Here is a 21,421-nt window from a genome sequence, read left to right as displayed (position 1 = left end):
TGGGTGGCATGCGCGATGAGAAGACCCGCACCCTCGGCCGCGCGGCCGCGCCCGGCAGCAGCGCCGCCCCCGCCACCCGTGGCCCCGCCGCGGTGCCCGCCCAGGAGGCCCCCCGCTGGCTCGGGCCGCTCGTCGTCGTCGCCATCGTCCTCGCCGCCCTCAACCTGCGACCGGCCATCACCAGCCTCGGCGCCCTCCTGGAGGAGACCCGCGCCGGCCTCGGCATGAGCGGCACCGTCGCCGGTCTGCTCACCTCCATGCCGGCGCTCTGCTTCGCGGTCTTCGGCGTCACCGCGCCCCGGCTCTCGCGCCGGTTCGGCCCTGCCGCCGTCGTGTGCGCCGGCATGGCCGCGGTCGCCGCCGGCATGGTGGTCCGCTCCTGCGCGGGCAGCACGGGCGGCTTCCTCGCCGCCAGTGCCCTCTCCCTCGCCGGCATCGCGCTCACCAACGTGCTGCTCCCGGTCATCGTCAAGCGCTGGTTCCCCGACCGCGTCGGCACCATGACGGGCCTGTACTCCATGGCGCTGGCCATCGGCACCTCACTGGCCGCCGCGGCCACCGTCCCGATGACCCGGGCCCTCGGCGGCAGTTGGCGCACCGGCCTGCTGGTGTGGGCCGTCCTCGCCCTGGCCGCCGTCCTGCCCTGGCTCGCCGTGGCCCGCGAGGCCCGGCGGGAGGCCCGGCGGGAGCGGGGCGGCGGCCCCGCCGCCGCGCCCTCGGGTGCGGGCGCCCGGCCCGCCGACACCGCGGGCCCCCGGGTCACCCGCAGCCGCACCGCCTGGGCGCTGGCCGGCTACTTCGGCCTCCAGGCCACCGGCGCGTACGTGACCATGGGCTGGCTGGCCCAGATCTTCCGGGACTCGGGCGTCTCGGCCGACGGCGCCGGGGTGCTGCTCGCCCTCACCATGGTCATGGGAGTGCCGCTGGCCTTCGTCATCCCGCGGCTGGCCGGGGCCGTTCGCAACCAGGGCGTCATCGTCGTCGCCCTCGGCCTCTTCGGCCTGACGGGGTACGCCGGCCTGTACGCCGCACCCGCGGGCGGGGCGTGGGCCTGGGCCATGCTGCTCGGCGTCTCGAACTGCGCGTTCCCGCTGGCCATCACCATGATCGGTCTGCGTGCCCGGTCCGCGGCCGGCGTCGCCAAGCTGTCCGCCTTCGCGCAGAGCACCGGCTACCTGATCTCCCTCCCCGGCCCCCTGGTCATCGGCATGCTGTACCAGCACAGCGGCGGCTGGGACCTGCCGCTGGCGGTCATGGCGGGCCTGATGGTGCCGCAGATGGTGGTGGGCGTCCTCGCGGGCCGGGACCGCACGATCGAGGACGAATGCGCCATGGGAGACTGAGTCCATGCAGCCCGTGCTCGAACCGAACCCCCAGAACGGCCGCCGGAAGCTGGCCCTCGTCCTCGGCGCCATGCTCGGTGTCACGGTGATCGTCGCGATCATCGCCACGTTCGCCTCCCCCTGACGCACCCCGCGCCCCCGCGCGGCGGCCGGGGTGGGGATAACCCCCCGTCCCCTAGGGGGTGGGACTCAGGGTCAAGTGGGTGGACCACCTGATGGGAACCGCCGCACCGGATCTCTAGATTCGAGGCAGCGAAGACAACGCGGCACTCCCAGCAGCCCAGCCGAGCCCACCCAGACGGAGGCGGTCATGTCGGCCCCCACCCAGATCCGGACCGTCCACCGGTCCTCGCCCTTCGGCCGCACTCCCGGCACCGGCCCCGACACCCGCCTGCGCTGGTGGGCCCTCGCCCTCCCCGTCGCGGCCTTCGCGGCGCTCCTCATCCTCCTGTCCGGCCCGGGCGCGGCCGGAGCGCACCAGCCGGGGGCGGGTTCCGCGCTGGTCCCGCTCCTGGAGCAGCTGGTGCGCGCACTGCCCTGACACCCGCGCGCCGGAGCACGTCCGCCTCCATGGGGTGAGCCCTTCAACACCCTGCGCCCCATGGCTCATTTCGTGCGAAGCTGGGAGCCATGAGCGCCGATACACCCCGCAGGATCGTCCTCCTCCGGCACGCCAAGGCCGACTGGCCCGACGTGTCGGACCACGAGCGGCCGCTGGCCGACCGGGGCAGGGCGGACGCCCCGGCCGTCGGGCTGAAGCTGGCAGAGACCGGCATCACCTTCGACCTGGCCCTGTGCTCCACCGCCGCCCGGACCCGCGAGACCTGGAAGCTCGCCGTCCAGGAACTCCCGCACCGGCCCAAGACCGTCTACGAGGAGCGCCTGTACGAGGCCTCCCTCGGCGAGCTGATCGCCCTGGTCAACGAGACCCCGGACGACGTGCACGACCTGCTGGTCATCGGCCACAACCCGGGCATGCACGCACTGGCCGACGCCCTCGCCGGCCGGGCCGAGGGCGACACCCTCGCGCGCATGGCCCGCAGCGGCTTCCCGACCGCGGCCGTCGCCGTCATCGGGTTCAGCGGCAGCTGGAAGTCCGTCGAGCACGGGGTCGGCACCCTCCTCGACTTCTGGACCCCCAAGCACTGACCCCCATGGGGTATCCGCAGCCCGAGAAGGCCCCCGGCAGCACCGGCCGGGGGCCCTTCTCGTACTCCGCGCGGGCGCGAAGGCCCCGGCCCGCAGCGCCGGGTCCCCGGGCCCGTCGGTACGGGCGCGGGCGTCGCGGACGGTGTCAGTGCAGGTCGGCGGCCTCGACCTCTTCGCGCGTGATGCCCAGCAGGTACAGCACGGTGTCCAGGAAGGGCACGTTGACGGCGGTGTGCGCGGCCTCCCGCACCACCGGCTTCGCACAGAAGGCCACGCCCAGCCCGGCGGCGTTCAGCATGTCCAGGTCGTTGGCGCCGTCGCCGATGGCCACGGTCTGGGCCAGCGGCACCCCCGCCTCGGCCGCGAAGCGGCGCAGCAGCCGCGCCTTGCCCGCCCGGTCCACGATGTCCCCGGTCACCCGGCCCGTCAGCTTGCCGTCGACGATCTCCAGCGTGTTGGCCGAGGCGAAGTCCAGCCCCAGCCGCTCCTGCAGGTCGTCCGTCACCTGCGTGAAGCCGCCCGAGACGACACCCACCTGGTAGCCGAGCCGCTTCAGCGTGCGGATCAGGGTCCGCGCCCCCGGCGTGAGCCGCACCTCGGCCCGCACCTTGTCCACCACCGACGCGTCCAGGCCCGCCAGCAACGCCACCCGGGCGTGCAGGGACTGCTCGAAGTCCAGCTCGCCGCGCATCGCCTGCGCCGTGACCTCGGCGACCTTGTCCTCGCAGCCCGCGTGGGCCGCGAACAGCTCGATGACCTCGTCCTGGATGAGGGTCGAGTCCACGTCCATGACCACCAGGCGCTGCGCCCGGCGGTGCAGCCCTGCCGACACCACGGCGACGTCCACGCCGATGCGGGCCGCCTCGATCGCCAGCGCGGTGCGCAGCGGCTCGGTCCCGGTGCCCGACACGGCGAACTCCACGGCCGTCACCGGGTACTTCGCGAGGCGGAAGATGCGGTCGATGTTCCCGCCCACCGAGGTGATCTTCGCGGCCACGGCGGCGGTGGACTCGGCGGTCAGCGGGTGGCCCAGCACGGTGACGTGGGAACGCCCGCTGCCGCGCGGCCGGTTGTCGCCCGTACCCGAGATGATCTCGGCCTGCATCTTGAGGGACTCGGCCCAGCTGTGCACGGTGGCCCGCAGCTCGCCCTCCATCACCGTGCCCGGCGAGGTGATCAGGGCGCACAGGACTATGCGGCCGCGGGTGACGACCTGCTCGATGTCGACGACGTCGACGGAGTACGCGGCGAGGGTGTCGAACAGCCCGGCGGTGATCCCAGGGCGGTCCTTGCCGAAGATCTTGACGAGGAGGGTCGGGACGTCGGAGGTCTGCGAAGCGCTCATGGTCCCCTCACCGTATCCTCCCGCCCACGATGTGGCTCCCCCTGTCCCACCCCCCGGACGCGTATCTGGCTCAAGACCGCTGCTAGCGGGTCCGCGGGGCGTCCGGCGGCGGTCCGGGCGGTGGCGGGGGAGTGAACGGCGGCTTCCGCTGCCGGGGCCGCGGCGGAGGGGGCGGCGGCGGGCCCGCCAGCGTGGCGTCCGTCGACCTGTCGGGCCCCGCCCGGCCCCGCCCGCCGGACCCGCGCCAGGGCGCCCCCGGCGGGGGTCCGGCGATCGTCTCGTCCGTGGACACGTCCCGCCCGCCCGAGCGGCCCGCGCCCGGTCCGTCGCGGTACGGGTTCACCGTCGGCGGGCCGTGTCCGGGCCGGGGCGCGTACGGGCCCGCCGGACCGTACGCAGCGCCCGGGCCCGCCGGACCGTAGGGGTGGCCCGGGCCGTACGGCGCGCCCGGGCCCGCGTACGGCCCGTACGTCGGCCACGGCGCCCCCGACCCGTACCCCGCGGGCGGCCCGGCCGCCCCGGCCGCCGCCAGCGGCGCGCGCCGGAACGCGAGCAGCGCCCCCGCCCCGCCCGCCAGCGCTCCCCAGCCCGCCCCCAGCAGCGCCGCCGGTCCCGCCTGCCCGTGCAGCTCCAGCGCCGCCCCGAACGCGTCCACGCCCAGCACCGACAGCGAGGCGCTCACCGACACCCCCGTCAGCCACACCAGCAGCGGCGTCACCACCGCCCAGACCAGCCCCATGCGCACCGCCGCTCGGGCCGCGAAGGCCGATCGCCCCCCGGCGGGCCGGCGGGCCGTGCGTACGCCCGCCAGGGTCCCCGCGTACAGCAGCGCACCGGCCACCGCGGCCACCAGCAGCCACACCCGGTCGTCGTACCCGGCCAGCCGCCCCACGGTCACCGGCTCCCGCGCCGACATCCCGAGCAGCCGGTCCAGCGGGTCGGGCAGCACCCCGGCCAGCCGACCGCTCACCCGCCCGTCGAAGGGCACGAACATCCCCAGCGGAACCGCCGACCACGCCCCGTTCGGCGCCCCGAGCAGCGCCCCGCCCAGCACCATCCGCGGATGGTCGTCGCCGGCAGCCGCCCACACCGCGGCCGCCAGCGCCGCCGCCACCGTCACCTGCAGGGCGGCCACCGTCGCCGACACCGCCGGCCGGACCGCCGCGAGCAGCCGCGGGGCACCGGGCCCGGTCCGCCGGCTCGCGGCCACCGCGATCAGCAGCACCGCAACCACCCACACCAGCGCGCCCAGCAGCGTCGGCCCGGTCCGCACCGAGAACCCGACCCGCGCCTTCGCGTCGACCAGGTCCCCGATGCGGTCCGGCAGCAGGCCGCCGACGTCCCCGGCGCCACCGATGCCGCCGATGTCCCCGACATCGCCCAACCCGGGGATCTCCAGGCCCCCCGAGCCCCCGCCGGGCCTCCCCGGTCCGCCGCCCCCGGACCCGCGCGCACCCGGCAGCCGCACCCCGTCGAGCGTCACCACGTCGTGCCCCACCCAGGCCAGGGCCCCCGCCATGGCCACGAACAGCACCACGACCGCCGCGCCCCGCACCAGCAGTTGGCGCCCGTCGAAGCCGACCGCCCGCACCGGGCGCAGGAAGACGAGCGCCAACACCGACGCCCCCGCCAACCCCACCCCCAGTGGCGCGATGTCGACGGCGGTCTGCGCCCCCGCACCCTCCAGTCCAAAGACCGAGACGTCTCCGGAGGGCGTCACGGTTCCCCCAACGGCCAGTACCACCACGGCCGCTGTCATCGCCCCCAGCGAACCGCCCGCGGCGTCCGCCCCCAACAGGTGCAGCCCCGCGGCCGCCACCCCGGCCATCACCACCAACGCCCAGCTCACCGCCGCCACCGCGGACATCACCACGTCGGCCGCCCCGGGCGTCGGCGCGCGTGCCCCGACCCGCGCGGGCGCGCCGAAGCCCGCCGCCCCGCCACCGCCCCACCCCGAAGACGACCCCATGCGCGGACCCCCCGATTCGTGCCGAGTCACCACGCATCTCCCCGCCCCGTATGATCCGTACGCACTCGGTGGGGCCCGGATTCCACTTCTGCGCGTGGGCCTGAAATAGTTCCCCCCGAAGTTCGCCATCCCTAGACTCCCTGCCGTCAGGGGGCATCGGGGGACAACAAGTGGGGCATGGAGTGCCGGAACTCGTACTGGAATTGAACGGAAGGACCTGGGCCCTCGATCCGTCCAGGTCGTACACCCTGGGCCGTGACCCCCAGGGCGACATGGTGATCGACGACGCCAGGGTCTCGTGGCGGCACGCCACCATCAGCTGGACCGGGAGCGGCTGGGCCCTCGAGGACCACGGCAGCACCAACGGGACGTATGCGCACGGCCAGCGGGTGCAGCGACTGGACCTCGCGCCGGGGACCGCCGTCCACCTCGGCAACGCGACCGACGGCCCGCGGTTGAACCTGACCGCCGCCGTCGCCAACGTCCCGTCGGGGCACGGGCAGCAGGGGGCACCCGCGGCCGGCTGGCCCGGGCAGCAGGGGCACCAGCCGCAGTACCAGCAGCAGCCGGCGCAGCCGCACGTCCCGCAGCAGCAGGGCCACCAGCAGCAGGCCCACCAGCCGCAGGCCGCCCAGCCGGCCGGCGCGCCGGTCTACGGGGACCGCAGCCCGACGACGTTCCACCACATCGACGTCGGCCGGGTCATGCGCATCGGTCGTGCGCTGGACAACGAACTGGTGGTCTCCGACCTCCAGGTCTCGCGCCACCACGCCGAATTCCGCTCGGCGGGCGGCCGGTTCGAGATCAAGGACCTCGGCAGCCACAACGGCACGTACGTCAACGGTCAGCCGCTGGCCAAGTCCGGTAGCGCGACGCTGGGTCCGAACGACATCGTCGGCGTCGGCCACTCCACGTTCCGCATCGTCGGCGACCGCCTCGAGGAGTTCGTCGACACCGGTGAGGTCTCCTTCTCGGCCCGCCACCTGACCGTCACGGTCGACGGCGGCAAGCAGATCCTCAAGGACGTCTCCTTCGGCGTCCCGGAGAAGTCCCTGGTCGCGGTCATCGGCCCCTCCGGCTCCGGCAAGTCGACGCTGCTCAAGGCGCTCACCGGCTACCGCCCGGCCAACCAGGGTGACGTCCTCTACGACAACCGCAACCTGTACAAGCAGTTCGCGGAGCTCCGCCAGCGCATCGGCCTGGTCCCGCAGGACGACATCCTGCACAAGGAGCTGACCGTCCGGACGGCCTTGAAGTACGCGGCCAAGCTCCGCTTCCCCGGTGACACCGCCGAGGAGGAGCGCACCGCCCGCATCGACGAGGTGCTGCGCGAGCTCAAGCTCGACATCCACAAGGACAAGAAGATCACCTCGCTCTCGGGTGGTCAGCGCAAGCGCGTGTCCGTCGCCCTCGAGCTGCTCACCAAGCCGTCGCTGATCTTCCTCGACGAGCCCACCTCCGGCCTCGACCCGGGCATGGACCGCGACGTCATGCAGCTGCTGCGCGGCCTCGCCGACGACGGCCGCACCGTCCTGGTCGTCACGCACTCCGTGGCCGAGCTGGCGCTGTGCGACAAGCTCCTCGTCATGGCGCCGGGCGGCTCGGTCGCGTACTTCGGCCCGCCCGGGGAAGCGCTGAACTTCTTCGGCTACCAGACCTGGGCCGACGTGTTCTCCGCCTTCGAGAACTACCGCGACTACGACTGGGCGGGCCGCTGGAAGGGCTCGCAGCACTACCAGATGTACGCCGCGGACATCGACGCCGTCGCCCCGCAGTCGGTGCAGATGCCGCCCATGCAGCAGATGCAGCCGCCCAAGCCGCAGGACTGGGGCTCGCAGCTGCGCACCCTGATCCGCCGCTACGTCTCGGTGATCGCATCGGACAAGGGCTTCATGGGCCTGATGCTGATCCTGCCCGCGGTGCTCGGCGTGGTCTCCACGGTCATCCCCGCGGACTTCGGCCTCGCCCCGCCGACGGGCAAGGCCCGGTTCAACGGCGACGCCGGCACGATCATGCTGATCCTCGCGGTCGGCATGTGCTTCTCCGGCGCGGCGAACTCCGTCCGCGAGCTGATCAAGGAACGGGTCATCTACGAGCGGGAACGCGCGACGGGTCTGTCCCGGTCCGCGTACCTCATGTCGAAGGTGATCGTCCTCGGGTTCATCACGGCCATCCAGGGCGTGATCATCTGCGGCATCGGCTTCGCCACGCGCCAGCTGCCGGCCGAGGGACTGATCTTCCCGCCGGCCGTCGAGCTGTGCCTGTCGGTGATCGCGCTCGGCTTCACCTCGATGATGTTCGGCCTGGTGATCTCCTCGCTGGTGAAGACCGCCGAGAAGACCATGCCGCTGCTCGTGATGTTCGCGATCGTCCAGGTCGTGTTCACCGGCATCCTCTTCCAGGTGTACGACTCCCCGGGCCTGGAGCAGTTCGCCTGGCTCATGCCCTCGCGCTGGGCCGTGGCCGCCGCCGGCACCACGCTCGACCTCGGCCACCTCATGCCGCCGTGGGACCGCGACAACCCCGGCAACACCGACCCGCTGTGGGAGGCCACGGCCGGGCAGTGGACGCTCGACATCGTGATCCTGCTGCTCATCGGCATCGCCTGCGGCTTCGCCGTGCAGCGCCTGCTGCGCCGCCACGAGCCGGAGGTCATGCGCAACTAGCGCACGCCGGACCGTACGGACGCCCGTACGCACGTACGCCGCGGGGCGGCACCCTGATCAGGGTGCCGCCCCGCGGCGCATGGGGGAGCGTGGTGGGACGCGCGCTCAGTAGGCGCTGTTCACGTTGTCCATCGAGCCGTAGCGGTCGGCCGCGTAGTTGCAGGCGGCGACGATGTTGGCGACCGGGTCGTACAGGTCGAACTTCGTGCCCTTGACGTGGTAGGCGTTGAAGGTCGGCTGGATGACCTGGAGCAGGCCCTTGGAGGGGATGCCGTTCCGCGCGTTGATGTCCCAGAGGTTGATGGCCCGCGGGTTGCCGCTCGACTCGCGCATCACGTTGCGGTAGATGCCGTTGTACGTGCCCGGAATGCCCTCGCGCTTCATGATGTGGAGCGCTTCCTTGATCCAGCCGTCGAGGTTGTTCGCGAAGACCGGCGTCCGCGCCGCGGAGCGGCTGGCGGCGGCCTTGGCCGCGCGGGCCTTCTTGGCCGCGGCGGCGGCCTTCTTGGCGGCGGCCGCCTTCTTCGCGTCGGCCTCGGCCTTCGCCTTCGCCTCGGCGGCCTTCTTCGCCTCCGCGGCCTTCTTGGCGGCCGCGGCCTTCACGGCCTTCTCGATCACCTGGTGCTGCTGGGTCAGGCCCTGCACGCTCTTGGTCTGCACCGCTTCGACGGTCTTGCTCCACGAGATCGGGTCCGCCACCACGACCGACTTGGCGTCGGCACCCTGGGCGGGGATCGCGGAGATGGCCAGAGAGGCGACGCCGAGGACGACGACACCGGCGATCGAGACCTTGTGGGTCTTGGTCAGACGGCGAAGACCGGGAGTGCTGGACGCAGACATACGGGCAACCTCTTCGAATAGCGGGGGCCGCGGGAAAGCGCCGGGGGTTTCTCGGAAAAACCCGCGGCGCCTGGCGACGGCAGCCATTCTTAGCGGCGGCAAAATCCTGTGGCAAAGGTGTGACGTACGATCCCGCTTAGTGGATCAGGCGCCCTGGCTTGTCCGGATTTTTGGCCGCTTGGACTGCTCAGAGCAGCACTGACAGCGCTCTTATCTCTCCACTAGGGAAGTTCGTAAGTGATGTGCGTCCTATGCGCGGGCTCACATCGGGCACGTTACAGCCTCACCATCCGTTGCGGGAGCAATGCGCGCTGTAACGTTCCTCCTTCTTGAGTAGCAGATGGACGTCCCCGAACTCGTGCCAGAGATAGAGGCGGTCCAGCGCCTCGGTGTAGCCACGCACGACGGCCGCCCGGCCCGCGACCGCCTCCAGCATCAGCAGGTGCGAGGCCGCCGGCTCGTGGAGCCCCGTCAGCAGCCCGTCCACCACCCGCACCCCGCGCTCCGGCGTGACCACCAGGTCCGTCCATCCCTCCGCCGGCCGCGCGACCCCGTCCGGTCCGGCCGCCGACTCCAGCGCCCGCACCGCCGTCGTCCCCACCGGGATCACCCGGCCGCCGCCGGCCCGCGCCGCGTTCACCAGCCGGGCCGTCGCGCCCGGCACCGCGAAGCGCTCCGGGTACGGCGGCTCGTGCGCCTCCGCCGAGGCCACCCCCGTGTGCAGCACCAGCGGCGCGACCTGCACGCCCCGGCTCACCAGTCGGGCCACCAGTTCCGCCGTGAAGGGACGGGCCGCGCTCGGCATCTCCGCGCTGCCCGCCCCGTCGGCGACCGGCAGCGCGAAGACCGTCTGGTACGCCGACAGCGGCTGGTCCCGCTCGGTGTAGCGGTAGCGGATGGGGCGCCCGTACCGGTCGAGGAGTGCCGGCACCCCCGTGACCGGCACTCCTGCCCCCGTTCCGCTGTTGTACGCCCCCGCGGCCCCGCCGTCTTGTACTTCTGCGCCCCCGGCGCCGCTCCCGTACCGTCCGCCGCCCGCGCCCGCGTCCCCCCACGCGCCTGCGCCTCCTCTCCCGTCCGCGCCCGCTCCCGCGTCCGCGCCCCCTCGCCCGTCCGGCGCCCCCGGCCACGTCCCCGCCGCCCGCGCCCACCACAGCCGGTCCGCCCCGGGCGCCAGCGGCTCCTCCAGCACGAGCCGGGCCCCGGCCGGCAGGCGCACCTCCGCGCCGGCCGGTCCGCCCGGCCGCGGCCGGGTCGTCCCCGCCCCGTCGGGCGCGCGCAGCTCCACCGCCCACCGTCCGTCGTCCCCCCGCGTCGAGAAGTGGACGACCACCGGGTCCCCGCCGAGCGTCCCGTCCACGGCCGCCGGCAGCGTGCGGGAGGTGTTGACCACGAGCACGTCCCCGGCCCGCAGCAGCTCCGGCAGCGCGTCGAAGCGGTGGTGCGAGACCTCCGTGCCGCGGGAGACGAGCAGCCGCACCGCGTCCCGCCCCAGCCCCGGCCCGCGCTGCTCCGCCGGCACCCGGGCGGACAGCTCCTCGGGCACCGCTGGTATCGGGAGCACCCCGAGCACGGTCACCGACCTCCCTCCGGCCCGGCCGCCGCGCCCACGGCCCCCGCCAGACCCGCCGCCGTGTACCGGCCGCTCGGCCGGCCCTCCTCCAGCAGCCGCAGCAGCACCGCCGCCACCTCCGCCGGCTCGGGCGTCCCCGTCAGGTCCTCCTCCGGCTCGGCCGCGGCCAGCATCCGGGTCCGCATCGACCCGGGGTCCGCCCACCACACCCGCAGCCCCGGCTCCTCCACCGCCAGTACCGCCGACAGCTGGTCGAGCGCCGCCTTCGAGGCGCCGTACCCGCCCCAGCCCCGGTACGCCACCACCGCCGCGTCCGAGCTGATGTTCAGCACCGCCCCCGCGGCCGACGCCCGCAGCAGGGGCAGCGCCGCCTGGACCAGCCCGAGCGGCGCCACCACGTTCACCTCCAGCGCCAGCCGCAGCCCTGCCAACGGGTGGACGGCCAGCGGCGGCACCGGCTCGGCGCCGAGCACGCCCGCGTTGTTCACCACCAGGTCCAGCCCGCCCAGCTCCCGGGCGGCCGCCACCAGGGCCGCCCGGTGCCCCTCTGCCGTGACGTCCCCCGGCACCGCCACCACCCGTACCCCGAGCACGCCCAGCTCCGCGGCCGCCTCCTTCAGAGGCCCCGCGCCCCGCGCGTCCAGCACCAGGTCCCAGCCCCGCCCCGCCAGCTCCCGGGCCAGTGCCCGGCCGAGTCCCCGCGAGGCCCCCGTCACGATCGCCACCGACATCCCGACCACTCCTCAACGGTGTCCCGTGATCCGTATCCCGACGGCCCCAACGTAGGTACGGCCCCGCGCCGCGCGCCTCGGCCCCGGGCCCCACCCGACCGGGTCCCTTCGGCCTAGGCCCGGGGACCTGCACCCCCCGGTCGCAGGCCCGATCCGCCCCCCGGGGGCCGCGGGTACGGTGAGCCCATGACCCAAGGACCGTGCACCGGCCTGGCCGCCGTCAGCGACGCGCTGCTCGCCATGAGCCGCCACCTGGAGGTCCGCGACGTCCTCAAGACGATCGTCGCCTCGGCCCGCGAACTGCTCGACGCCGAGTACGCGGCCCTCGGCGTCCCCGACGACCACGGCGGCTTCGCCCAGTTCGTCGTCGACGGCGTCAGCGACGCGCAGTGGCGGGCCATCGGCCCCCTGCCGCGCCAGCACGGCATCCTCGCCGCGATGCTGCACGAGGCCACCCCGCAGCGGCTGGCGGACGTGCGCGCGGACCCGCGCTTCGGCGGCTGGCCCGCCGCCCACCCCGAGATGTCCGACTTCCTCGGCCTGCCCGTCCGCGACGGCGACGAGATCATCGGCGCGCTCTTCCTCGCCAACAAGCGCCGCGGCCTCGACTGCGCGAAGCAGGGCAGATCAGGTGAAGGGGGCAATGGGAAAAACAGGAACAACAAAGACAAAGGGGAGAAGGGTGGCTGTGGCTTCACGGCCGACGACGAGGCGGTGCTCGGCATCCTGGCCCAGCACGCCGCCATCGCCCTGACCAACGCACGCCTCTACGAGCGCAGCCGCGAACTCACCATCGCCGAGGAGCGCTCCCGGCTGGCCCACGAGCTGCACGACGCCGTCAGCCAGAAGCTGTTCTCCCTGCGCCTGACCGCCCAGGCCGCCGCCGCCCTCGTCGACCGCGACCCGGCCCGCGCCAGGGACGAGCTCCAGCAGGTCGCCGCCCTGGCCGCCGAGGCCGCCGACGAGCTGCGCGCCGCCGTCGTCGAGCTGCGGCCGGCCGGCCTCGACGAGGACGGGCTCGTCGCCACCCTGCGCACCCACGTCCAGGTCCTCGACCGCGCCCACACCGCCCGCACCACCTTCGCCTGCGACGGGGTGCGCGCCCTGCCCGCCGCCCAGGAGGAAGCGCTGCTGAGGGTCTCCCAGGAGGCCCTCCACAACGCCCTGCGCCACTCCGGCGCCGACCACGTCGAGGTCACCCTGGCCCGCCGCGGCCAGGGCGCCCTGCTCCGCGTCACCGACGACGGCCGCGGCTTCGACCCCACGGCCGTCCGCGGCGCCGGCCGCCACCTCGGCCTGGTCTCGATGCGCGACCGGGCCGCCGGCGTCGGCGGCACCCTCACCGTGCACTCCGCGCCCGGTAAGGGCACCACGATCGAGATGGAGGTCCCCGGTGGCTGAACCGGCCCCCCGCCCCAAGATCCGCGTCCTGCTCGTCGACGACCACCAGGTCGTCCGCCGCGGCCTGCGCACCTTCCTGGAGGTCCAGGACGACATCGAGGTCGTCGGCGAGGCCGGCGACGGCGAGGAGGGCGTGGCCCGCGCCGAGGAGCTGCGCCCCGACGTGGTCCTGATGGACATCAAGATGCCCGGGACCGACGGCATCGACGCCCTGCGCCGGCTGCGCGAGCGCGGCAACCCCGCCCGGGTCCTGATCGTCACCAGCTTCACCGAGCAGCGCACCGTGGTCCCCGCGCTGCGCGCCGGCGCCGCCGGCTACGTGTACAAGGACATCGACCCCGACGCCCTGGCCGGCGCCATCCGCTCCGTGCACGCCGGCCACGTCCTGCTCCAGCCCGAGGTGGCGGGGGTCCTGCTCGCCCAGGACGAGGCCCCCTCCACCAGCCGCGGCGGCGCGCTGACCGAGCGCGAGCGCGAGGTGCTCGGCCTGATCGCCGACGGCCGCTCCAACCGCGAGATCGCCCGCGCCCTCGTGCTGTCGGAGAAGACCGTCAAGACCCACGTGTCGAACATCCTGATGAAGCTCGACCTGGCCGACCGCACGCAGGCCGCACTGTGGGCCGTACGCCACGGCCTCACCGAGGCCTGACCCGGCCGCCCGCCGCGGACGTCCCCGGCACACTCCGGCACCACCGGCCGACCCCGACGTGCCGCGGCCCCGCCCCCACCCGGGAGAGCGGGGCCGCGCGTTCACCCCCGCCTGCGCTCCTGCTCCTCCACGTACGCGTTGTACGCCGCCACCTGCGCCCGCCGCGCGACCCGCTCCACCGGCCGCAGCGCCTCCGCCCGGGCCGCCATCTCCGACGCCGCCACCGCGCCCCCGTGCCCGGAGCCGGTCGCCAGCTCCATCATCAGCGCGATCCGCTGCGCCAGCTCCAGCACCCGCACCGCCCGCCCCGGATACCCCGGCGCCAGCACCTCGCGGCCCGCCTCGGCCCGCGCCCGGTACGCGCCCAGCGCGGCCGCCGCCACCGGCCCCGAGGCCGCCACGTCCAGCCGCGTCAGCACCTCCGTGGCCTCCCGCAGGGCCTCCGCGAGCTCCCGCTCCGCCTCACCCAGCGACGGCACGTCCGCCGGCGGCGCCTCCCGCACCGGCAGGCAGTGCCACACCACCTCCACGTGCACGTCGCCCGCGGGCCCGGCCTCGTACACCTCCGGCACGAGCCCCACCGCCGCCCCGACCGCGACCACGGCCTCCTCCGCCTCCAACGCCCGCGCGTTGAACTCCGGCGGCCCGCTCAGCCCCAGCGGATGCCCCGGCGCCGGCAGCGCCACCCGCAGCCCGGTCGCCCCCAGCGCCCGCAGCCGCCCCAGTCCCAGCGTGAGCCCCACCGGCCCCGACTCCCCGGGCAACCCCTCCACCCGGTGCACCGCATCCCCGCCGACCACCGCCACCGCGGCGTCGTCCGGCGACACAAACCCGCCCAACAGTGCGTTCCCCCAGGCGACCAACCGCCCTGAACGTGGTTCCGAAAGCATGCGACCACCCTACGGACCGCACCCGCCCGCCGCCCGCACCCCGCCCCGTCCCACCCCCGCACCGGCCCCCGCCACCCGCCCACCGAAGGCCCGCGTCTTCGGACCCCACCCCGAGTGGCGTAGGTTTTCCCTGGGGGCTGCGCCGACAGGCGGCGGCTGGGACAACCAAGACTGCAATGGGAGACAACGCGCTCATGAGCGATGTACTGGAGCTGGTGGACGTATCCGTGGTCCGCGAGGGCCGGGCTCTGGTGGACCAGGTCTCCTGGTCGGTCAAGGAGGGGGAGCGCTGGGTGATCCTCGGCCCGAACGGCGCCGGCAAGACCACCCTCCTCAACGTCGCCTCCAGCTACCTCTTCCCCACCAAGGGCGCGGCCAGCATCCTCGGCAGCACCCTCGGCAAGGTCGACGTCTTCGAGCTGCGCCCGCGCATCGGCATCGCCGGCATCGCGCTCGCCGACAAGCTGCCCAAGCGCCAGACCGTCCTGCAGACCGTCCTCACCGCCGCCTACGGCATGACCGCCACCTGGCAGGAGGACTACGAGGACATCGACGAGCAGCGCGCCCGCGCCTTCCTCGACCGCCTCGGCATGTCCGACTACCTCGACCGGAAGTTCGGCACCCTGTCCGAGGGCGAGCGCAAGCGCACCCTGATCGCCCGCGCCCTGATGACCGACCCCGAGCTGCTCCTCCTCGACGAGCCCGCCGCCGGCCTCGACCTCGGCGGCCGCGAGGACCTCGTACGCCGCCTCGGCCGCCTCGCCCGCGACCCGCTCGCCCCCTCCATGGTCATGGTCACCCACCACGTCGAGGAGATCGCGCCCGGCTTCACGCACGTCCTCATGGTCCGCCAGGGCAAGGTCGTCGCCGCCGGCCCGATCGACCTCGAACTGACCTCGCGCAACCTCTCCCTCTGCTTCGGCCTCCCGCTCGTCGTCGAACGCACCGACGGCGACCGCTGGACCGCCCAGGGACTGCCCCTGCGCTGACGACGTCCACGCGGCCGGCCGGCCACGCCTCCACCACCGGCGCCGCAGTACCCGACGTCCCCTGTCCGGACCGCGCCCCCCGACCTACCATGACCCCGTGGACATCGACGCGTGGGTGTGGTGGCTCATCGGCGCGGTCGGACTGGGCATCCCCCTCGTCCTGACCGCGATGCCCGAATTCGGCATGTTCGCGGTCGGCGCGCTCGCCGCCTCCGGCACGGCCGCCCTCGGCGTCCACGTCACCGGCCAGGTCCTGGTGTTCGCCGTCGTGTCGGTCGCGCTCATCGCCGTCGTCCGGCCGATCGCCAACCGGCACCGCTCCCAGCGGCCCCAGTTCGCCAGCGGCGTGGACGCGTTGCGGGGCCGTACCGCCACGGTCCTCGAACGCGTCGACGCCCACGGCGGCCGCATCAAACTCGCCGGCGAAGTCTGGTCCGCGCGCACCCTCGACGAGGAGAGCGTCTTCGAAGCCGGACGGCAGGTCGACGTCGTGGAGATCGACGGTGCCACCGCCGTGGTCATCTGAGATCCGCCGGCGGCCATCACCCCTACCGGGCGTGATCTGCCAACCCCGCGTCCCCTGGACCGCGCGTCTGGGAGACTGACCATCAGTCAATCAGAGCAGCACAGCGGCCGGACAGGCAGTCAGAAGGGGTACGGGGAGCCGTATGCAACCGATCATCATCGTCCTGATCATCCTGGTGGTGCTGGTCTTCATCGCCCTGGTCAAGACGATCCAGGTCATCCCGCAGGCCAGCGCCGCCATCGTCGAGCGCTTCGGCCGCTACACCCGCACCCTCAACGCGGGCCTCAACATCGTCGTCCCGTTCATCGACTCGATCCGCAACCGGATCGACCTCCGCGAGCAGGTCGTCCCCTTCCCGCCGCAGCCGGTCATCACCCAGGACAACCTGGTGGTCAACATCGACACGGTCATCTACTACCAGGTGACCGACGCCCGCGCCGCGACGTACGAGGTCGCCAGCTACATCCAGGCCATCGAGCAGCTCACCGTCACCACCCTCCGCAACATCATCGGCGGCATGGACCTGGAGCGCACCCTCACCTCCCGCGAGGAGATCAACGCGGCCCTGCGCGGCGTCCTCGACGAGGCCACCGGCAAGTGGGGCATCCGCGTCAACCGCGTGGAGCTGAAGGCCATCGAGCCGCCCACCTCCATCCAGGACTCGATGGAGAAGCAGATGCGCGCCGACCGCGACAAGCGCGCCGCGATCCTCCAGGCCGAGGGTGTCCGGCAGTCCGAGATCCTCAAGGCCGAGGGCGAGAAGCAGTCCGCCATCCTGCGCGCCGAGGGTGAGGCCAAGGCCGCCGCCCTCAAGGCCGAGGGCGAGGCCCAGGCCATCCGCACCGTCTTCGAGTCCATCCACGCCGGCGACCCCGACCAGAAGCTCCTCTCGTACCAGTACCTCCAGATGCTCCCGAAGATCGCCGAGGGCGACGCCAACAAGCTCTGGATCGTGCCCAGCGAGATCGGAGACGCGCTCAAGGGCCTCAGCGGGGCCCTCGGCAACTTCGGTGCCATGGGCGGTACTCCGAGCGCCCCCCGCAAGGACATCGGCGCCCCGCGCCGCGAACAGCCGCCCCTCGACTGACTCCCCGGGCGCACCCGCACGCACGCACCCGCGCCCCGCACGCACGAACCCGCGCCCGGCCCCGCACCAGGGGCCGGGCGTTCGTGCGCACGTGTACCCGACCGCCCCCTTCGTGCATGATCGGCGACGGCCCCCCGACCTCCACGGCGGGGAGGCGACAACCTCATGTGAAGGGGATGGCCTTGTCCATCTGGGAATCACTGGCGGTCTTCGCCGCCGGCATCGGCGCCGGCACCATCAACACCATCGTCGGCTCGGGCACCCTGATCACCTTCCCGGTGCTCCTCGCCACCGGCCTGCCACCGGTCACCGCCAACGTCTCCAACACCCTGGGCCTGGTACCCGGTTCGATCAGCGGCGCCATCGGCTACCGCCACGAGCTCAAGGGCCAGCGCGCCCGGATCCTCCGCCTCGGCTCCGTCTCGCTCGTCGGCGGCGCGGCCGGCGCCATCGCGCTCCTCACCCTGCCGTCCGAGTCCTTCGACACGATCGTGCCCGTCCTCATCGGGCTCGCCCTCGTCCTCGTCGTCCTCCAGCCCCGCCTCGCCGCCGCCCTGCGCCGCCGCCAGGAGGCCGCCGGCGCCGAACCGGCCCACCCCGACGGCGGACCTGCCCTCCTCACCGGGATGACGCTCGCCAGCGCCTACGGCGGCTACTTCGGCGCCGCCCAGGGCGTGCTCTACCTCGCCCTGATGGGCCTGCTCCTGCGCGAGGACCTCCAGCGCATCAACGCCGTCAAGAACGTGATCGCCGCGCTCGTGAACGGCATCGCCGCCGTGGTGTTCCTCTTCGTCGCCGCATTCGACTGGACCGCCGTCCTGCTCATCGCCGTCGGCTCCACCATCGGCGGCCAGATCGGCGCCAAGGTCGGCCGCCGCCTGCCCCCGACCGCCCTGCGCGCGCTCATCGTCGTCGTCGGCACCGTCGCGATCGTCCAACTCGTCCTGCGTTGACACGACCCCGCCCCGCACACGCCGACGGCCCGCCCCCGGCAGGGAGCGGGCCGTCGGCACGGGGGCGCCCGGGACCGCCGGCCACGGGGAACGCGGCCGCCGTCCACGGCGCCGTACGCGGTACGCGGGAACGGGGAGCCGCTACGCCGAGGGCGCCAGCCAGTCCGGCAGCGCCTCCCGCTCCGCCGTCCCCAGCCCGAACAGCATCGCGTCGGTGGGCGACGGCACGAACGGCCCGCGCAGCAGCGGCATGCCCGCCTGCTCCGGAGTCCGGTCCGCCTTGCGGTGGTTGTCCTCCGCGCACGAGGCCACCGTGTTCAACCAGGTGTCCCCACCACCCTGCGCCTTCGGGACCACGTGGTCCACCGTCGTCGCCTTCCGGCCGCAGTACGCGCACCGGTGCCGGTCCCGTACCAGCACACCCCGCCGCGACCACGGGGCATGTCTTCGGAACGGCACCCGCACGTACCGGCAGAGCCTGATCACCCGGGGCACCGGCAGCTCCACCGCCTGGGCACGCACCCGCAGTTCGGGATGGGACTGCTCGACGACGGCCTTGTCCTGCAGCACGAGGACCACCGCTCGGTTCAGCGTCACCGTCGACAGCGGCTCGAAGCTCGCGTTCAGTACCAGCGTGTCCCGCATCTCGCCCACCTCCCGTGTGCAGGCCCGCACCCCACGGCGCCCAAGGCCACGAACCACTCTGGCCGGGTGTGTCCGGCGGGACAACGCAATAAAAATGCCCGGTCCTGGTCGCCTTTAGACCAGGACCGGGCAAACGGACGGCGAACGATCGGCCCGCCGCACCGCACGCGTTACTCCGCGGGCGCCTCGTACTCACCCATCAGCTGCGCCCGCCCCAGGGTGTGGAAGCGCAGGTTGAAACCGACGACCGCGGGGGAGGCGTCCGAGTCGGGGCCCAGCTTCTCCTGGTCCACCGCGTACACCGTGAACACGTACCGGTGCCGCTCGCCGGCCGGCGGCGCCGCACCGCCGAAGTCCTTCGTCCCGTAGTCGTTGCGCGCGTGCACGGCACCCACGGGCAGCCCCTCGAACTTCCCGGTGCCGGCACCCGTCGGCAGCTCGGTGACCGAGGCCGGGATGTCGAAGAGCACCCAGTGCCAGAAGCCGCTGCCGGTGGGCGCGTCCGGGTCGAAACACGTGACCGCGTAGCTCTTCGTCCCCTCGGGGGCGCCCTGCCAGCGCAGGTGCGGCGAGACGTTGCCCTCCGCGAGCACCAGCTGCGGCCCGAGGTCCGCACCCGCCTCCAGGTCACCGCTCACCACGGTGAACGACGGGACCTCCGGGTGGAAATCGTGCGGCAGCGACGGCCTCTTGAGCTCGGACACTACGGAACCTCCTGAAAAGCGCGATCTCGTGCGACGTGCGAGCCGATTCTGACCCGCCCGAACGGCGTGCAGCCTGGCCCTGTCAGGACCAGGCTGCACCAGGCTGCACGAGCGGACCGGTCAGAACCAGTTGCGCTTCGAACCGACCGACGCGATCCACTCGTTCAGGTAGGCCGCCCAGTTGGTGTTCTGGTAGTCGTGCAGACCGACCGTGAACGACCGGTAGGTGTCGCTGCCCTCGCTGAAGAGGCCCGGCTTCTTGTCCATCTCGAGGACGACGTCCATCTCGCGGCCGTCCGCGATGAAGGTCAGCTCGACCTGGTTCAGACCGTGGTACTGCTGCGGCGGCAGGAACTCGATCTCCTGGTAGAAGGGCAGCTGCTGGCGGGTGCCGCGGATGTGCCCGCGCTCCATGTCCGCGCTGCGGAAGCGGAAGCCCAGCTGGCCGAAGGCGTCGAGGATCGCCTGCTGCGCCGGCAGCGGGTGCACGTTGATCGGGTCCAGGTCGCCCGCGTCCACGGCGCGCGCGATCTCCAGCTCCGTCGTCACACCGATGTGCATGCCGTGCAGGTGCTGGCCCGCGAAGTGCGTGACCGGGGTCTCCCAGGGGATCTCCAGACCGAACGGCACCACGTGCACGGCACCGGCCTGCACCTCGAAGGCACCGCCCAGGCGCACCTTGGTGAACTCGATGTCCTGCTTGTACTCCTGGTCGCCGCTCTCGACCTCGACCTTGGCCTGCAGGCCCACCGACAGGCCCTCGATCTGCTGCGGCACGCTGCCGCCCTGGATGCGGACCTCACCCTGGACCACACCGCCGGGGACGACGTTCACCTCGGACAGGACGGTCTCCACCGACGCACCGCCGGCACCCATGGCCGCGAGCAGCTTCTTGAACCCCATGCCTGATATCTCCTCTATACGTCTGCGGGACCGCGGGACTGACCCCTACAAACGCGGAACCCTAGGCCCTTGGTTCCACCAGCAGGCAGTCCACTACGCTCGGACGGATGAGCGCACGCACCGACCGTACGCCTTTGTCCCGTTCCTTCTACGATCGGCCGGTCCTCTCCGTCGCCCCCGATCTCCTCGGCCGCACGCTGGTGCGCCGCACGGACGAGGGAACGATCGAGCTGCGCATCACCGAGGTGGAGGCGTACGAGGGCCGGCTCGACCCGGGCTCCCACGCCTACCGCGGACGCACCCCCCGGAACGCCTCCATGTTCGGACCGCCCGGACACGCGTACGTCTACTTCATCTACGGCATGTGGTTCAGCCTGAACCTCGTGTGCGGCCCGGAGGGCACGGCCAGCGGTGTGCTGATCCGCGCGGGGGAGATCACCGAGGGCGCCGAGCTCGCTCGTAAACGTCGACTTTCGGCCCGTAACGACAAGGAACTGGCCAAAGGGCCGGCCCGCCTGGCCACGGCCCTCGACGTCACCCGGGTCCTGGACGGCACCGACCTGTGCGGGGGACCGGACGACCCGCTGACCGTCCTCACCGGCACGCCCACCGATCCCGAGCTGGTGCTCAGCGGTCCCCGCACCGGAGTGGGCGGCGCCGGCGCCCACCATCCCTACCGGTTCTGGCTCGCGCACGAGCCCACCGTGAGCCCGTACCGGGCCCACGCGCCGCGCCGCAGATCGACTTGACTCGGGTTGTCAAGGCTATTAACGTAGCCCGAGCCGCTTGAGACGGTACTGCTTTTGGTCCGACCCCATCGGGGGCCGGGGCCGGGCAGCCCGGAGCGGCCAACCACTACCTACGATTCACCCTGGCGGGGTCTATTCGGCGTGCCCGAATTCCCGCTGCCGGCTCGATTATGAGTCGGGCGGAAAATCCGCTAGCGTAGTGAACGCCGAAAGGGAAAAGCCCCCCGAGAGGGAAACGGGCCGGAACCGGAAAGCGCCGAGGAAATCGGGTCGAGAAAAGATCTGATAGAGTCGGAAACGAAGGAAGCG

The 21,421-nt window shown here is 73.2% G+C and carries 21 protein-coding genes; 12 read left to right on the top strand and 9 right to left on the bottom strand.

Annotated features, from left to right (window positions below):
• The first annotated feature begins 8 nt into the window (after positions 1 to 8).
• The 4 genes from IF43_RS0121485 (at position 9) to IF43_RS0121470 (ending at position 2,492) form a co-directional block, all read left to right on the top strand.
• Positions 9 to 1,343 (top strand): MFS transporter, encoded by a 1,335-nt coding sequence (locus IF43_RS0121485; protein ID WP_030203084.1) that lies wholly within the window; start codon positions 9 to 11, stop codon positions 1,341 to 1,343.
• 4 nt (positions 1,344 to 1,347) lie between these two features.
• Entirely contained in the window at positions 1,348 to 1,467 is a 120-nt protein-coding gene (locus IF43_RS43545) for an SGM_5486 family transporter-associated protein (RefSeq protein ID WP_267884798.1), read from the top strand.
• A 186-nt stretch (positions 1,468 to 1,653) separates the two neighbouring features.
• On the top strand, positions 1,654 to 1,884 hold the full coding sequence (locus tag IF43_RS0121475; RefSeq protein ID WP_030203082.1) for a hypothetical protein: 231 nt from the start codon (positions 1,654 to 1,656) through the stop codon (positions 1,882 to 1,884).
• Between the two features lie 89 nt (positions 1,885 to 1,973).
• Positions 1,974 to 2,492: a histidine phosphatase family protein gene (locus tag IF43_RS0121470; RefSeq protein WP_030203079.1), complete on the top strand. Its 519-nt coding sequence runs from the start codon at positions 1,974 to 1,976 to the stop codon at positions 2,490 to 2,492.
• Between the two features lie 145 nt (positions 2,493 to 2,637).
• Here IF43_RS0121470 and serB read toward each other — a convergent pair whose 3' ends face one another.
• Positions 2,638 to 3,837, bottom strand: a complete 1,200-nt coding sequence (serB, locus tag IF43_RS0121465; RefSeq protein WP_030203077.1) for a phosphoserine phosphatase SerB — start codon at positions 3,835 to 3,837, stop codon at positions 2,638 to 2,640.
• 82 nt (positions 3,838 to 3,919) lie between these two features.
• Positions 3,920 to 5,806 (bottom strand): streptophobe family protein, encoded by a 1,887-nt coding sequence (locus IF43_RS0121460; protein ID WP_324605121.1) that lies wholly within the window; start codon positions 5,804 to 5,806, stop codon positions 3,920 to 3,922.
• A 170-nt stretch (positions 5,807 to 5,976) separates the two neighbouring features.
• Between IF43_RS0121460 and IF43_RS0121455 the strand changes: the two genes are divergently transcribed.
• Complete coding sequence (locus IF43_RS0121455) at positions 5,977 to 8,472, top strand: FHA domain-containing protein (protein ID WP_030203073.1); 2,496 nt, start codon at positions 5,977 to 5,979, stop codon at positions 8,470 to 8,472.
• 105 nt (positions 8,473 to 8,577) lie between these two features.
• On the opposite strand, the gene IF43_RS0121450 is transcribed toward IF43_RS0121455, so the two are convergent.
• The 3 genes from IF43_RS0121450 to IF43_RS0121440 all read right to left on the bottom strand — a co-directional run bounded on the left by IF43_RS0121450 (position 8,578) and on the right by IF43_RS0121440 (position 11,616).
• On the bottom strand, positions 8,578 to 9,312 hold the full coding sequence (locus IF43_RS0121450) for a transglycosylase SLT domain-containing protein (protein WP_030203068.1): 735 nt from the start codon (positions 9,310 to 9,312) through the stop codon (positions 8,578 to 8,580).
• Positions 9,313 to 9,595: 283 nt separating this feature from the next.
• Positions 9,596 to 10,876, bottom strand: a complete 1,281-nt coding sequence (locus tag IF43_RS0121445; RefSeq protein ID WP_063753379.1) for an S-adenosylmethionine:tRNA ribosyltransferase-isomerase — start codon at positions 10,874 to 10,876, stop codon at positions 9,596 to 9,598.
• Positions 10,877 to 10,887: 11 nt separating this feature from the next.
• The gene (locus tag IF43_RS0121440; protein ID WP_037889432.1) at positions 10,888 to 11,616 is read right to left on the bottom strand and encodes an SDR family oxidoreductase; all 729 of its coding nucleotides are present in this window, start codon (positions 11,614 to 11,616) and stop codon (positions 10,888 to 10,890) included.
• Between the two features lie 186 nt (positions 11,617 to 11,802).
• Here IF43_RS0121440 and IF43_RS0121435 point away from each other — a divergent pair, with 186 nt between their 5' ends.
• Together IF43_RS0121435 and IF43_RS0121430 are read left to right on the top strand one after the other, a co-directional pair.
• Positions 11,803 to 13,017, top strand: coding sequence for a GAF domain-containing sensor histidine kinase (locus IF43_RS0121435; RefSeq protein ID WP_030203065.1), 1,215 nt, complete (start codon positions 11,803 to 11,805; stop codon positions 13,015 to 13,017).
• Positions 13,010 to 13,666 (top strand): response regulator transcription factor, encoded by a 657-nt coding sequence (locus tag IF43_RS0121430; protein ID WP_030203064.1) that lies wholly within the window; start codon positions 13,010 to 13,012, stop codon positions 13,664 to 13,666. The genes IF43_RS0121435 and IF43_RS0121430 overlap by 8 nt, the downstream gene beginning before the upstream one ends.
• Before the next feature lie 101 nt (positions 13,667 to 13,767).
• On the opposite strand, the gene IF43_RS0121425 is transcribed toward IF43_RS0121430, so the two are convergent.
• The gene (locus IF43_RS0121425) at positions 13,768 to 14,556 is read right to left on the bottom strand and encodes a hypothetical protein (protein WP_030203061.1); all 789 of its coding nucleotides are present in this window, start codon (positions 14,554 to 14,556) and stop codon (positions 13,768 to 13,770) included.
• Between the two features lie 194 nt (positions 14,557 to 14,750).
• Here IF43_RS0121425 and IF43_RS0121420 point away from each other — a divergent pair, with 194 nt between their 5' ends.
• The 4 genes from IF43_RS0121420 to IF43_RS0121405 all read left to right on the top strand — a co-directional run bounded on the left by IF43_RS0121420 (position 14,751) and on the right by IF43_RS0121405 (position 18,111).
• On the top strand, positions 14,751 to 15,545 hold the full coding sequence (locus IF43_RS0121420; RefSeq protein ID WP_030203054.1) for an ABC transporter ATP-binding protein: 795 nt from the start codon (positions 14,751 to 14,753) through the stop codon (positions 15,543 to 15,545).
• A 97-nt stretch (positions 15,546 to 15,642) separates the two neighbouring features.
• A complete protein-coding gene (locus IF43_RS0121415; RefSeq protein WP_030203051.1) occupies positions 15,643 to 16,071 on the top strand; it encodes an NfeD family protein in 429 nt (142 codons plus the stop codon).
• A gap of 142 nt (positions 16,072 to 16,213) precedes the next feature.
• Positions 16,214 to 17,158, top strand: a complete 945-nt coding sequence (locus IF43_RS42170) for an SPFH domain-containing protein (RefSeq protein ID WP_030203048.1) — start codon at positions 16,214 to 16,216, stop codon at positions 17,156 to 17,158.
• A 176-nt stretch (positions 17,159 to 17,334) separates the two neighbouring features.
• Entirely contained in the window at positions 17,335 to 18,111 is a 777-nt protein-coding gene (locus IF43_RS0121405) for a sulfite exporter TauE/SafE family protein (protein WP_030203046.1), read from the top strand.
• Positions 18,112 to 18,252: 141 nt separating this feature from the next.
• Here IF43_RS0121405 and IF43_RS0121400 read toward each other — a convergent pair whose 3' ends face one another.
• The 3 genes from IF43_RS0121400 to IF43_RS0121390 all read right to left on the bottom strand — a co-directional run bounded on the left by IF43_RS0121400 (position 18,253) and on the right by IF43_RS0121390 (position 20,363).
• Positions 18,253 to 18,756: an HNH endonuclease gene (locus tag IF43_RS0121400; RefSeq protein ID WP_030203044.1), complete on the bottom strand. Its 504-nt coding sequence runs from the start codon at positions 18,754 to 18,756 to the stop codon at positions 18,253 to 18,255.
• Between the two features lie 170 nt (positions 18,757 to 18,926).
• The gene (locus tag IF43_RS0121395; RefSeq protein WP_030203042.1) at positions 18,927 to 19,460 is read right to left on the bottom strand and encodes a YbhB/YbcL family Raf kinase inhibitor-like protein; all 534 of its coding nucleotides are present in this window, start codon (positions 19,458 to 19,460) and stop codon (positions 18,927 to 18,929) included.
• A gap of 120 nt (positions 19,461 to 19,580) precedes the next feature.
• A complete protein-coding gene (locus IF43_RS0121390; protein WP_030203040.1) occupies positions 19,581 to 20,363 on the bottom strand; it encodes a sporulation protein in 783 nt (260 codons plus the stop codon).
• A 107-nt stretch (positions 20,364 to 20,470) separates the two neighbouring features.
• On the opposite strand from IF43_RS0121390, the gene IF43_RS0121385 reads away from it, so the two are divergent.
• Complete coding sequence (locus tag IF43_RS0121385) at positions 20,471 to 21,112, top strand: DNA-3-methyladenine glycosylase (RefSeq protein ID WP_030203038.1); 642 nt, start codon at positions 20,471 to 20,473, stop codon at positions 21,110 to 21,112.
• Positions 21,113 to 21,421: the final 309 nt, after the last annotated feature.

The organism is Streptomyces sp. NRRL S-87 (assembly GCF_000719335.1).
GTDB lineage: Bacteria > Actinomycetota > Actinomycetes > Streptomycetales > Streptomycetaceae > Streptomyces.
This window is presented reverse-complemented; position numbering and strand designations above follow the sequence as displayed.

Coding starts and splice junctions, on each gene's coding strand:
- IF43_RS0121405 (WP_030203046.1), top strand. CDS start 17,335: ATGGCCTTGTCCATCTGGGAATCACTGGCGGTCTTCGCCGCCGGCATC.
- IF43_RS0121450 (WP_030203068.1), bottom strand. CDS start 9,312: ATGTCTGCGTCCAGCACTCCCGGTCTTCGCCGTCTGACCAAGACCCAC.
- IF43_RS0121385 (WP_030203038.1), top strand. CDS start 20,471: ATGAGCGCACGCACCGACCGTACGCCTTTGTCCCGTTCCTTCTACGAT.
- IF43_RS0121470 (WP_030203079.1), top strand. CDS start 1,974: ATGAGCGCCGATACACCCCGCAGGATCGTCCTCCTCCGGCACGCCAAG.
- IF43_RS43545 (WP_267884798.1), top strand. CDS start 1,348: ATGCAGCCCGTGCTCGAACCGAACCCCCAGAACGGCCGCCGGAAGCTG.
- IF43_RS0121400 (WP_030203044.1), bottom strand. CDS start 18,756: ATGCGGGACACGCTGGTACTGAACGCGAGCTTCGAGCCGCTGTCGACG.
- IF43_RS0121475 (WP_030203082.1), top strand. CDS start 1,654: ATGTCGGCCCCCACCCAGATCCGGACCGTCCACCGGTCCTCGCCCTTC.
- IF43_RS0121425 (WP_030203061.1), bottom strand. CDS start 14,556: ATGCTTTCGGAACCACGTTCAGGGCGGTTGGTCGCCTGGGGGAACGCA.
- IF43_RS0121390 (WP_030203040.1), bottom strand. CDS start 20,363: ATGGGGTTCAAGAAGCTGCTCGCGGCCATGGGTGCCGGCGGTGCGTCG.
- serB (WP_030203077.1), bottom strand. CDS start 3,837: ATGAGCGCTTCGCAGACCTCCGACGTCCCGACCCTCCTCGTCAAGATC.
- IF43_RS0121485 (WP_030203084.1), top strand. CDS start 9: ATGCGCGATGAGAAGACCCGCACCCTCGGCCGCGCGGCCGCGCCCGGC.
- IF43_RS0121460 (WP_324605121.1), bottom strand. CDS start 5,806: ATGGGGTCGTCTTCGGGGTGGGGCGGTGGCGGGGCGGCGGGCTTCGGC.
- IF43_RS0121435 (WP_030203065.1), top strand. CDS start 11,803: ATGACCCAAGGACCGTGCACCGGCCTGGCCGCCGTCAGCGACGCGCTG.
- IF43_RS42170 (WP_030203048.1), top strand. CDS start 16,214: ATGCAACCGATCATCATCGTCCTGATCATCCTGGTGGTGCTGGTCTTC.
- IF43_RS0121440 (WP_037889432.1), bottom strand. CDS start 11,616: ATGTCGGTGGCGATCGTGACGGGGGCCTCGCGGGGACTCGGCCGGGCA.
- IF43_RS0121420 (WP_030203054.1), top strand. CDS start 14,751: ATGAGCGATGTACTGGAGCTGGTGGACGTATCCGTGGTCCGCGAGGGC.